Source organism: Allofrancisella heilbronnii (assembly GCF_000710735.2).
GTDB classification, from domain to species: Bacteria; Pseudomonadota; Gammaproteobacteria; order Francisellales; family Francisellaceae; genus Francisella; species Francisella frigidaquae.
This window is the reverse complement of sequence record NZ_CP144673.1, coordinates 1,627,954-1,639,576: the sequence shown is the minus strand read 5'-3', so window position 1 is coordinate 1,639,576 and position 11,623 is coordinate 1,627,954. Positions and strand designations below refer to the sequence as shown.

Here is an 11,623-nt window from a genome sequence, read left to right as displayed (position 1 = left end):
CAAACTAAAAAACTAATAAGGAAAGATAGTTATGAAAAAAACAATTATTGGTGCCGCAATTGCAGGTAGTTTAATGTTCTCAGCTACTACAGCCATGGCTGGCGGGGTTGGTTTTGCTAATGTGCAAGACATTTTTGAAACATCTCCACTTGGCAAGGCAAAAGTTACCGCTGACGAGAAAAAATTAAAACCTCAAATGGATGAGCTTAAACAAAATATCACAGATTTACAAGATAAAGTAAACTCTTACACAGAGGAGAAAGATCAAGTAGAGTTTGATGAAGCAAAAGGCGACACTAAAGATGCAGAAAGTGCAGATCAGCAAGAAAATGCTGATAAGCAACAAGCACAAGTTGATTTACAAAAAGCAATGAAAGAATACCAAAATCTTATGGCTCAGGTCCAAAAAATGGCTTCTGATGACGCTGATGCTTTCAAAGATGCTCTAACTAAAGCTTCTGCAGAAGTTGCTAAAGATAAACAATTAGACGCAATCTTACCAGCAGAGATGAGTTTGTATAATGTTGATAGCGTAGATGTGACTAAAGAAGTAATTGCAAAAATGCAATAATTTGGAAAGTCCCAGTAATTTTTCTATTTTTCAGTTAAAATATAACTCTTTAAAACCCATTATATACCCTGGGCAATTGCATCAAAATTTCCGATGACTTTACATATAATTACTAGATATAATTTATGCTGACACAGAGTTTATTACACTCTCTATAAAACAGGTAACTGTCACATCAAGACTAGACTTTTACCTTTTACCATCAAAAACTTATCCACCAAGAAGTGTATACTCACAATACGTTTTATCTTTTTATATATAATAGGTTATATTATCTGATTATCTATGACTAAAAAAACTGGTAATCATTTTATTTGTTAAACTAAACAATTATATCAATAAAAGGTTTTCTCTTTTAGTAGTAGAATTATATTCTAAGCTATTAGATAATAAACGTTATGAAAAATATTTTCTCAAAACAGTAAGAATGAGTGTATCGTCTAACAAACAGGAAGTTATTAGTGGCTTAATTCTTTTTACTGCGGCTATAGCAGCTATTGTAGTAAACAATACACCATTATCTTTGTATTACGGTATGCTTGAAACTGTGAATGCTAAAATAGGCATAGGTCATTTAATTATAGATAAAAACTTAATACACTGGATAAATGATGGCCTAATGGCTATCTACTTCCTTTACGTTGGTCTAGAAATAAAAAGAGAAGCTTTGGTTGGAGCTTTATCCAAACCAACAAACGTGATTGTACCAGCAATAGCAGCTTTTTTAGGTTTACTAATCCCATCTTTTATATATCTTCTTATAAACATAAATTATCCTAATTTTATAGCTGGTTGGGCTATTCCATCAGCGACAGATATAGCCTTTACGCTTGGTATTTTGGCTTTGCTTGGCTCTAGGGTATCTCCCACCCTTAAATTACTCGTTGTAACTATTGCTATTTTTGATGATATCGCCGCAATTATTATTATCGCCATATTTTATACAACCGATCTTTCAGTACCTTCATTACTTTTAGGGACAGTGTTTATTGGGTTAATGTTTATTTGTAATCTTATATTCAAGGTTAAAAGAATTTCTTTATACGTTGTACTTGGATTTTTTGCTTGGGCTTGTACTATTAAGTCAGGTGTGCATGCTACTTTAGCAGGCTTTGCAACTGCAATGTGTATTCCTTTTGAAAATAAAAGAGATAAAGAATCTCCTATTAGGTTTATGGAAGAATCATTACAACCTTGGATTGTGTATTTTATACTGCCAGTATTTGCTTTTGCTAATGCGGGTATTAATTTTTCTGGTTTTAATTTTTCAATGTTTTTTGAGCCTATAACTTTGGGTATTATTTTAGGTTTATTTATTGGTAAACAATTAGGCATATTCACAATTTTATTTATCTTTAAAAAAACCAGGTTTTTTCCTATGTCTAAGAATTTATCAAACGCTCAACTATATGGAATAGGTTTAGTATGTGGTATAGGTTTCACAATGAGTTTATTTATAGGTACACTTGCTTTTGACAGCAATCAAACTCTAAACCTTGTCAAGCTGGGAGTGTTAACAGGCTCTATACTATCTGGAATATTCGGATATATTGTATTAAGGTTAGTTACCCATAAGCCTAGTAAATGTACTTCTAACTAAAAACGGTTTTTGTTTTAAGCTATAATATCTATATTAAATACTTTTTAGTATAAACTGTATGTCTAAAAAAAGCTCTTTTCAAGAATTTCAAAATAAATTCTGTTTAATGAGTTGGAACACTTTTAAGATAGACTATAAAAATCCCCAAGCGTTCAGATCCTATATAAAAAGTATACATTACGAATATAATGTAGATATCTTCTGCTTACAAGAAGCTGTATACCATAATGATAATGTATTCCCGATAGAGAATTTCAATATAAATTTTGCCTCTAATATAGTTCTAAGAAGCCATAATTACGGTGTAGCAACGGTAAGCCATTATCCTGTGGATAAAAATATTAAAATTCTTACAACACATCGAGAGTCTGTTATAAAAACACATAAAGCATCTTTAATAAGTCATATAAAAATTGGTGATAAAAAAATAGTTGTGGTAAATATTCACGCTATAAATTTTAAAAGTAATAAGGTTTATGAGTATGAGTTTGAAAAAATAAAAGAAATTATTGATCCAGTAAAGTATAAAAACCCTATTATAATAGCAGGTGACTTTAATACTTGGAATAGAAAGAGAGTAAAGCTAATAAAAGATTTTTGTCGAGAATTCAAGTTTAGAATAGCTTTTATAGATGAACCAGACCTGGTTAAATCTTTCCAAAAGAATCATCTAGATTTTATTCTCTATCGGGGTCTAAAACTAGATAAAGCTTGTGTTTTAGATTGTAAAAAAATATCTGATCATAACCCAATAGTTGCTGAGTTCATTCTATAATAGAAAAGACCATTGATTTACTCATAAAAGCCCATGGGATACCAACACAATACAGTCATTCTCGTGATTGACACGGGGACCTTTTAACTTAACCACCAAAAGACTTTGTTTTAGTGTTTATAATTTCATAACATTTATCTGTTAACTCTGATACACTGTAACTTTTAGAATCTATAGCAGCTCCAAAAGACATTCTAGCAATCCCAGGTTTTATAAAGTCACCTTTTTTACGACCAAAATAAACCCCAAAATTATGTGCTACTGGTATTATGGGAGTCTGGGTTACTGTTGCAAGTTTTATAGCTGAACGTTGAAACTTAGGGTACTCACCTACAGGGACTCTAGTACCTTCAGGGAAAATTATTATACTTAAACCTTTATTTTTTATCCTGTCTTTTCCTTCTTCAATAACTTTTTTCATAGATGAGAGGCCTTTATCTCTATCTATACCTATTGCTTCAGCAAACTCATTTGTTTTACCAAATATAGGTTTTTCTAATAATTCTTGCTTCATAACAAAACAACATTTTTTAACTAACCCATAAAAAACAAAAGTTTCAAGCATCGATTGGTGTTTTGAGATATATATACAAGGAGTATTAGGAATATTTTCCTTGCCATCAATCTTTACATATATCTGTAAAATAATTAAAACCCCTAATCTATATAAACATGACCACAGCCAACATACAAAAAGCCTAACTTTCAAAGAAAATCCTAGTACACCAACTGTATTCATCAAAATACAACAGAACATAAGTACTATATATGCATATATTTTAAAGATTTGCATCCTCATCACTAATAAAGGATAGAGTATTTTTTTCATATAATATCCCTTAGTTAACCATTAAATTCTTTTGTTTTTTCATTAATAATTTTATGACAAAGGCTTGTTAGCTCTTTTGAATCATAATCATTAGGGTCTATTCTTTTACCAAAATCCATCCTAGCTATACCCGGTTTAATAACTTCTGACCAACTTTTTGGGAAAAATCTACCAAAATTATGTGCTACTGGTATTATAAAAACATTTGCATCAGATGCCAGTTTCATAGCTGAACGCTGAAACTCTGGATACTCTCCTACTTTAACTCTTGTGCCTTCTGGAAAAATAACAACATTTATTCCATTTGCTAAGCTTTCTTTACCTTCTGTAACAACCTTTTTTAAAGATTCTCTAGGCTTGTCTCTATCTATAGCGATACTTCCTAAATTTTTCATAGCAGAACCAAATATAGGGGCATCAAAAAGTTCTTTTTTCATTATAAAGTGACATTTACCAATAAGTCCATAAAACATAAATGTCTCAAGCATTGACTGGTGTTTTGAGACGTAAATGCAAGAATAATCTCTATCTATATTAGCTCTACCTGTAACTTTTATAAAAACTTGTAAAAATACTAACATCCCTATCCAGTAAAGATATGTCCAAACATAACATACAGCCATTCTCCAAGATAAGGGCAACTTTAAAAAAGCGAAAATATTTATAAGAATACTGCAACCACCAATTACAGCAAAAGAGTAAAGCTGAAAAGCAGTCATTCTTGACCACATTAGAATATTCCAAATCTTTTTTAGAAAAGATTTCATCTATCTGTCTCCATAAATATAGATGTTAAATACATAAAGCTATATAACATTAGCCTTGTTCCTTAAAATGAATGCTACGAACAAAGTCTATGTATGCTAAACTTTTTCAGTATCGTAACAAGACAACATTTTTACAGGCTAGCTACATTAAACGAAATTACCCAAAATAATCAGTTTTCTTGAGTACTTATTATACACTTTTTTGTGGGATATTTTTTGATAAAATTGCTTCTAATATCAAATAACTACAATAACATCTAACGTAGAAAGAGGCTTTTATCGGTAAATTTATCTCTCTAAATATTTTAATTTATCTGTTACAGATGCCCAATTATCAGCATCTTCACAAGGCTCACATTTTTCTACTATATTTGGCCATAAATTTGCTAACTCTTTATTTAAATCTAGCATTTGCTCTTCTTTTTCATTAAGATCATCACTAGATTTGATTGCACTAACAGGACATTCTGGTTCACATAAAGCACAATCAATACACTCATCTGGATTTATAACCAACATATTTGGTCCCTCATAGAAGCAATCTACTGGACAAACCTCAACGCAATCACCATATTTACATTTTATGCAGCTTTCTGTTACTACAAACGGCATTTTTTTAAATCCTTTATTTTTCTGTGTTTTAAAAGAAACCCCAAAATTATACCATAGAAAATAAAAAGGTAAATGTTCTATTACTACGATTAAAAAGCATCTAATAGAATCAAAAGTTATTTAAAATTAGCAATTTTGATGATTTATGGTAGTATAAGCTCAACAAAAACAAGCCAAAAACATACTTAATATAGAATTATGAAAGCAGGATTTAACCCTAAAAAACTTATTTTTATAACTACTACTTCTGTAGCTGTACTTTTTTTAGTTATATATTTTATATCTATTGTTAATGGTCACAATAAATTATGTAATCCTTTTATATCCGGATGTTCTGACATAACTCATGCAGGTTTTTATCCACCTGAATCGTACATGTTAAAAGCTATTTTAATACCTACAGCAACACTTATGGCTATTATTTTCTTTTTTATAAAAGAATGGCTAATCCAAATAAGTGATTATAATAGTGCCGTTATTAAGCAAGGTAAATTTATACTTTTTTTAGCAGCTATAGGCTGTGCGGGTTTAGTTATTGGTACAGCTGTCATCGATGGAGAAAATACCCCTCTTCAATTTCATATAAAGTGCGTTTCTATCTTTTTTGTATCTATGACTATCTGCCAAGTATGGTATACCTTAGTTGAATATAAATACTTTCACAAAGTTAACAAAAATCCTATTTTCATCAGATACTTTTGTTTAACTATAACAGTAGTCACAGCAATAGTTTCTATTTTTATGGCACCAACTTACGAAAACCAAAGTATAGTTGAATGGTGGGGGGTGTATGCTTTGGTTTTGTGGTTTTGGACTTTTTCTATAAATAAAAAAGTAGTCTCTGCTAAAAAGAATTAGCCTCAGAAACTAACTTTTTTCTAAAATGTATAATGTAAAATTCTGTTTTTCATCAGAGTATTTACCTACTCTATCTATTATTATACATTTTTGCTTACCTATTGTGTAACCAAGAGATTTAAGATAAGCATTATTAGCTTTGATATTACAGTTATCCAAGACACCAAGTGAAACAGTGTTAGTTGGAATTCTGGTATCTTCAAAGTTTCTATGTGCAGTTGCGGTGTCTGAAATAAAAGGTGTAATGTATATAGAAAAATACCCTATAACATTTTTCAATGGTTGGCTTTCATTTTGTTGCCAAAATTCTTCTGCCTTCAGCGCTACATGATTTGATAATGTTCTTGGATCTTTCATCGGTGTGAAATAGCCAAATAAGTTATATACCATAAAAACCAAAATCTGAAAACAGAGTACTACATATACAATCTTTCTTAATGAGAACCCTCTTATTTTAATATTTAACAAATAAAATACAGCTGGTAATGTAAGTGACATAATTGGAATTAACCAGCCATATTCAAGGTGAATTTTATAAGTTTGTAAAACAAAGAAAAATAATAAAGGATATATACCGTAGCACACTAATGGATGCTTCAGACGTCCAAAGAAAGTTGTCTCTACATTTCTTTCTACTTTAAACACTTTCATTCTTAGCAAAATCAAAATGCAGAATATCGGTATAGCAATTATACCTATTGTAGATAAATTATTTAATTGCGCTACTAAAAAGTTAATTATAATGTTATCCCCTGTTGCATGCATTCTATTTAGTGCATAAGTTATCAAAACAAAGTTTGTGTGGAATAGCCACCAAATAAGTGGAATAAAACTAATAATAAAAACACTAAAAGATAGCAGAACTTTTTTAAAATATTCTCTTTTAAAATTAAAAATCAAGTAAAGAGCCAAACATAGAATAATCAATCCCATTTCTAGCTTGGCGTATAATCCAAGTGCACATAGCAAGCCAAGTATAACCCAATAGATAGTTTTATTTTTCCTCATTGCTAGAGTGAAATAATAGCAAGACATTACCCAAAATGGCAAAACTATAGAATTTTGACTATAGTCAACAAAATTTAAAGCTGTGTAAATACCCCCGCAGCTACTGAGTATAATGATAACAATAGACTCATTTTTTGACATAAAAAGCTTAGTTACTTTATAAGTGTAAAGTAGAGTCACTAACAAACAAATACTGCTAGCTAATAAATTTGCTATCATAGTAGAGGGTGAAAAAGGCAATATTAACTTTATAAAAAATGCCCCTAAGAATGGATGCTTATCAAAAGCTATTTGCAGATGTTTTGACCACGCTATATTTTCTGCAACGTCTATGGGTAGTGCATTTGCATCGTATATCAAAATGCTTAGCCCAATCCAGATAAGTAGGTAAAGGAAAAAATACGTAGTAATAATAACTCTATTTTGTGACAATAATTTTTTCATAGATGATCGTAAAATTTATGTTTTTTATCTAGATAAAAAATAACGGAGATTGGAAGGTATATTAAAGTAAATTTCTAACAATCTCAACCGTTAAAATTAGGTATAAATAACCATAAGCTTTTAAGGAGATTTAAAATATGTTTATCCAAGTATATTTTAAAAGATTTCTATTTTTTGACTAAATAGAACGTAAAAGGATTACTTTGAGATGGTATTTTATCTACTAGTTTTACTTCTTCACATTTCTTGTAAATTAGCTTATATCCATATGCTTCTACATTTAAGCTACTTTGGCATCCTGGATAAACTAAAACCATTGTACCGTTTACTTTAGAGCTCTGCCACTCCCTAATATAATGAGGTTTATTTTTCATAAATACAGTCAAATAAAAACCATATTTCCAATAACCTGAAGCGTATTGTGGATAAGGGAGATTATTTTGTTCTATAAACTTATCTGCTGAAACAGCAACACTGTTTCCTATATTATTATGTCCTTCTATACTACTGTAAAAAGCAACTACATTAAAAATACAGAAATAAATAGCATTTACAATAACACCTAATGCAACTAACTTATATAAATTTATATTTACTAACTTAACTCTAATAAGGGTATATATAGCAGGAAAAACTAAAACTGTAGTACATACAAGCCATTCGGTAGGCAAAATGCCTTTAACCATTTCTAGCCCACAAAAAATGAGGTAAGGAAACAAGCCTAATATTATGCTAGCTTTAGCAACTTTAGGTAAATCTTGTCGATGCCTAACCAACTTCTTTTTTAAAAAAAGATACATCAATACTACTATTGCCACTGAAAAATTAAGCAATTGAAAACTACTATCAAAAATTGCTGCAAAGAAATTATATACAATACTGTTGTTTTGCTCATTCATTCTAGCTGTAAGATACGTAATAGCTGAAAAATCTATATTTGTTAATGATATAAATCCAGGTGTAAGTAGAGCTGTACCAAAGATAATAGCTATTAGGATATTTAATCTGTACTTTTTATCATAATTAAAAACTAGATATAAAAGCATGGCTAGCCCAATTAGTCCAATCTGAAACTTAGCATATACTCCAACAGCTAAAGCTACAGAGGTCAAAATCCAATCCTTGGTATTATTAAACTCTATTGATCTTACAAAATAATAGCCGCTAGCACTCCAAAAAGGTAGAAGTATTATATTTTGGTTGTACTGGAGAAAAAATTCCCCCATATAAAAAAAGCTTAAAGCAGATAAAATAGTTATAAAAACAGATTCTTTAATATCAAAATACAAACAGGACAATTTATAAATATATATCCAAGTAGCTACTACACATATAGAAGATGCGATAAGGTTAGCACCTAGAGGGGAACTGACAAATAAAAAAAGTTTAAGAAATAAAGCACCTAAGCCTGGATGTTTGTCGTACATTAAGCTTGGATTTATTCCCCACATAATATTTTCAACTGTATCTGGAGAGATGCTAGTAGGGTCGTGGATCAAAAAAGTAAAACCAACCCACACTAATAAGTAAAGTACTATAAATAATATAAGAGGTTGTATTTTCTTCATGGAGATTGTTGCTTATATATTAAAATAAGTTATTCTACATACTATTTTTTTCGATGACTAGTAAATATTTTAAATACATAAAGTACAAGATTATTTATAATAATAGAATTTAATGAAAAATTTATTTTAATATGATTAGCATTATTCAAAGAGTTAGTTCTGCTAGTGTTATGGTAGATAATGCAACTGTTGCTAAAATAGAACAAGGTATTTTAGCTTTGATATGTGTTGAAAAAGAAGACGATAGCAATAATTTTAACAAGATAACTGATAAAATCCTAAAATATCGTATCTTTGAAGATGATGCTGGCAAGATGAATTTATCACTACAAGATATTAGTGGTGGAATTATCTTAGTTCCGCAGTTTACTTTAGCAGCTAATACCAGTAAAGGTAACCGTCCTAGTTTTAGCGATGGGTGTTCTCCAGCTATTGCTAAGGGTAAATTTGAAAACTTATTACAAATATTTAGAGATAAATACCCAAACACTCAAGCAGGGATATTTGGTGCTGAGATGAAAGTTTCATTAATAAATGATGGTCCTGTAACTTTTAGTTTTAAGGTATAAAGAATGCAAAAAAAGATTTGTATAGTAGGTGGTAATGGTGAAATGGGGCAGATGTCTCAATACATTTTTTCAAAGTTTTTACCAGAATACAAACTCACTATTTTTGATGAAGATGATTGGAATAATCCTAAAGATAAGCTTGCTAACCAAGATATAGTTATACTATCGGTGCCTATATATTTAACAGAAAAAATCATTAAAAAAGTTATTCCGTACCTCTCTCAAGGAACTATATTAGCTGACTATACAAGTATAAAACAAGAGCCTTTAGATGCTATGTTAAAGTATTATGATGGACCTGTAGTTGGACTACATCCAATTTTTGGACCAACTATAAAACATCCAGATAAACAAGTAATTGTAGTTTGTGACGGTAGGGATCAAGAGCTATATAAATTTTTTATTGATGATTTAGCTAAAATAGGTTTTTCTATCGAAAAAATGACAGCTAAAGATCACGATCAGGCTATGACTTTTATTCAAGGGATCGAGCATTTTAGTGTTTATTGTTTAGGTATGTTTCTAAAACATAAGGGTATCGATATTCAAAAGATGCTGAAACTTGCAAGTCCTGTATATAAAATGGAGTTAAACATAGTCGGCAGGCTATTTAGCCAAGGACCTGGATTGTATGCTGATATTATTATGTCTGATGAAAGTAGACAAAAAGCTATCGCTGAGTTTGCTGAGTTTGTCGCTGAAAATTCGAAAGATATCATCAAAGGTGATAAGCAAGCTTTTATGGAAAATTTTAAAGCTGTAAAGCAATGGATGGGTGATTTTGCTGAGCAAGCATATAAGGATAGTGATAAGTTATTGCTTAAAAAAAATTAAGTCTTTTATTGTAATAGCTTTGACTTAATCTGACATTGTGTATAAAATAAGATGTCAAATTAAGGAAGAATAAAATGAATGCATCTCAAAAGATAATCAAACCCAAATTAGGTCTGTTAGAATTAGCAAAACAATTAGGTAATGTCAAGCAAGCTTGTAAAGTGATGGGTTACTCAAGAGACAGCTACTATCGCTTTAAAGAGTTATACGATAATGGTGGAGAATTAGCTTTACAAGAAATATCCCGTAAGAAGCCATTAGAGAAAAATAGAGTTGAGGCACATATTGAGCAAGCAGTAGTTAATATGGCTTATGAATATCCGGCGTATGGACAACATAGAGTATCAAATGAATTAGCAAAGCAAGGAATATTAGTCTCAGGAAGTGGAGTTAGATCTATTTGGCTTAGACATGACTTAGAGAATTTTAAGAAGCGATTAACAGCACTAGAGACCAAAGTAGCTCAAGATGGCTTTATACTTACAGAAGCTCAATTACAAGCTTTAGAAAAAGAAAAAGCTAAAAAGGTTGCTACTGGTGAGATTGAAACGCATCATCCAGGTTACTTAGGATCTCAAGATAGCTATGTAGAGTATATAAAAGGTATAGGTAAGATATATCAACAGACATTTGTAGATACGTATACTAGAGTAGGATTTGCTAAGTTATATACAGAAAAAAATGCAATAGTAGCTGCTGATATGCTTAATGATAAGGTATTACCATTCTTTGAGGAACATGGAATAGATCTATTAAGAGTATTAACAGATAGAGGCACGGAATATTGTGGAAAGCTGGAGAATCATTCCTACCAGATGTACTTAAGCATAGAAGACATTGACCATACTAAAACAAAAGCTAACTCCCCTCAAACTAATGGTATCTGTGAAAGATTTCATAAAACTATGAAAAATGAATGTTATGAGACAATGTTTAGAAAAAAGGTTTATTCAACGATTGAGGAGATTCAGCAAGATGTTGATATATGGCTGGATTATTACAATAACGATAGACCACATTCTGGTAAGCACTGTTATGGAAAAACGCCTATGAAAACTTTTATTGACTCAAAACCTTTGGCAAAAGAGAAAAATTTAGGTAATATGTTTGATAAATCTGACACTAGTTTAGAAATAAATTCAGTCTCAAATTAATTGGTGACTGTCAGATCAAGTTTGAGCTACTACA

At 30.5% G+C, this 11,623-nt stretch carries 12 protein-coding genes; 7 read left to right on the top strand and 5 right to left on the bottom strand.

Annotation, left to right across the window (positions count from 1 at the left end; genetic code table 11):
• Positions 1–31 precede the first annotated feature (31 nt).
• The 3 genes from FRA_RS07655 to FRA_RS07645 all read left to right on the top strand — a co-directional run bounded on the left by FRA_RS07655 (position 32) and on the right by FRA_RS07645 (position 2,946).
• Complete coding sequence (locus FRA_RS07655) at positions 32–571, top strand: OmpH/Skp family outer membrane protein (protein ID WP_035720448.1); 540 nt, start codon at positions 32–34, stop codon at positions 569–571.
• 427 nt (positions 572–998) lie between these two features.
• Positions 999–2,171 (top strand): Na+/H+ antiporter NhaA, encoded by a 1,173-nt coding sequence (gene nhaA, locus FRA_RS07650; RefSeq protein WP_035720447.1) that lies wholly within the window; start codon positions 999–1,001, stop codon positions 2,169–2,171.
• A 58-nt stretch (positions 2,172–2,229) separates the two neighbouring features.
• Positions 2,230–2,946 carry an endonuclease/exonuclease/phosphatase family protein gene (locus FRA_RS07645; protein ID WP_035720445.1) on the top strand — a complete coding sequence of 239 codons (717 nt, stop codon included), beginning with the start codon at positions 2,230–2,232 and terminating at the stop codon, positions 2,944–2,946.
• Between the two features lie 88 nt (positions 2,947–3,034).
• On the opposite strand, the gene FRA_RS07640 is transcribed toward FRA_RS07645, so the two are convergent.
• The 3 genes from FRA_RS07640 to fdxA form a co-directional block, all read right to left on the bottom strand.
• A complete protein-coding gene (locus tag FRA_RS07640) occupies positions 3,035–3,775 on the bottom strand; it encodes a lysophospholipid acyltransferase family protein (protein WP_035720444.1) in 741 nt (246 codons plus the stop codon).
• A 14-nt stretch (positions 3,776–3,789) separates the two neighbouring features.
• Positions 3,790–4,542 carry a lysophospholipid acyltransferase family protein gene (locus tag FRA_RS07635; protein ID WP_035720441.1) on the bottom strand — a complete coding sequence of 251 codons (753 nt, stop codon included), beginning with the start codon at positions 4,540–4,542 and terminating at the stop codon, positions 3,790–3,792.
• A 288-nt stretch (positions 4,543–4,830) separates the two neighbouring features.
• On the bottom strand, positions 4,831–5,154 hold the full coding sequence (fdxA, locus tag FRA_RS07630; RefSeq protein WP_035720440.1) for a ferredoxin FdxA: 324 nt from the start codon (positions 5,152–5,154) through the stop codon (positions 4,831–4,833).
• A gap of 198 nt (positions 5,155–5,352) precedes the next feature.
• Here fdxA and FRA_RS07625 point away from each other — a divergent pair, with 198 nt between their 5' ends.
• A complete protein-coding gene (locus FRA_RS07625; RefSeq protein WP_035720439.1) occupies positions 5,353–6,012 on the top strand; it encodes a Frag1/DRAM/Sfk1 family protein in 660 nt (219 codons plus the stop codon).
• A gap of 9 nt (positions 6,013–6,021) precedes the next feature.
• Here the strand turns inward: FRA_RS07625 and FRA_RS07620 are convergent, their stop codons facing one another.
• Positions 6,022–7,464, bottom strand: coding sequence for a glycosyltransferase family 39 protein (locus FRA_RS07620; RefSeq protein WP_051686779.1), 1,443 nt, complete (start codon positions 7,462–7,464; stop codon positions 6,022–6,024).
• 167 nt (positions 7,465–7,631) lie between these two features.
• Positions 7,632–9,032, bottom strand: a complete 1,401-nt coding sequence (locus tag FRA_RS07615) for a glycosyltransferase family 39 protein (RefSeq protein WP_035720437.1) — start codon at positions 9,030–9,032, stop codon at positions 7,632–7,634.
• A 131-nt stretch (positions 9,033–9,163) separates the two neighbouring features.
• Here FRA_RS07615 and dtd point away from each other — a divergent pair, with 131 nt between their 5' ends.
• The 3 genes from dtd (at position 9,164) to FRA_RS07600 (ending at position 11,589) form a co-directional block, all read left to right on the top strand.
• Positions 9,164–9,601: a D-aminoacyl-tRNA deacylase gene (gene dtd / locus FRA_RS07610; RefSeq protein ID WP_035720435.1), complete on the top strand. Its 438-nt coding sequence runs from the start codon at positions 9,164–9,166 to the stop codon at positions 9,599–9,601.
• 3 nt (positions 9,602–9,604) lie between these two features.
• Entirely contained in the window at positions 9,605–10,435 is an 831-nt protein-coding gene (tyrA, locus tag FRA_RS07605; RefSeq protein WP_035720434.1) for a bifunctional chorismate mutase/prephenate dehydrogenase, read from the top strand.
• Positions 10,436–10,509: 74 nt separating this feature from the next.
• Positions 10,510–11,589: an IS481-like element ISFw3 family transposase gene (locus FRA_RS07600; RefSeq protein ID WP_464110824.1), complete on the top strand. Its 1,080-nt coding sequence runs from the start codon at positions 10,510–10,512 to the stop codon at positions 11,587–11,589.
• The last annotated feature ends 34 nt before the right edge of the window (positions 11,590–11,623 follow it).